This is a genomic window from Neisseria sp. P0021.S007 (assembly GCF_051956855.1).
Genome location: NZ_JBQCXA010001387.1, coordinates 1 through 489, shown reverse-complemented (window position 1 = coordinate 489; position 489 = coordinate 1). Strand labels below are relative to the sequence as shown.

Annotated in this window: 1 protein-coding gene; it reads left to right on the top strand. The window is 53.6% G+C overall.

What is annotated here, in order from left to right; genetic code table 11:
• A partial coding sequence (locus ACTHUR_RS19315; RefSeq protein ID WP_440400404.1) for a TonB-dependent receptor domain-containing protein occupies window positions 1-489 on the top strand: 489 nt, incomplete at both ends.

Here is a 489-nt window from a genome sequence, read left to right as displayed (position 1 = left end):
CATAGGTCGTCTGAAAGGCAGTTGGGGCGTGCAATATTTGGGACAAAAATCCAGCGCGCTTTCTGCCATTCCCGAAACCGTCCAACAACCGATGCTGATTGACAATAATGTGCGCCATTACAGCTTTTTCGGGGTAGAACAGGCAAACTGGGACAACTTCACGCTTGAAGGCGGCGTACGCGTGGAAAAACAAAAAGCCTCCATCCAGTATGACAAAGCATTGATTGATCGGGAAAACTACTACAACCAGCCCCTGCCCGACCTCGGCGCGCACCGCCAAACCGCCCGTTCGTTCGCACTTTCGGGCAACTGGTATTTCACGCCACAACACAAACTCAGCCTGACTGCCTCCCATCAGGAACGCCTGCCGTCAACGCAAGAGCTGTACGCACACGGCAAACACGTCGCCACCAACACCTTTGAAGTCGGCAACAAACACCTCAACAAAGAGCGTTCCAACAACATCGAACTCGCGCTGGGCTACGAAGG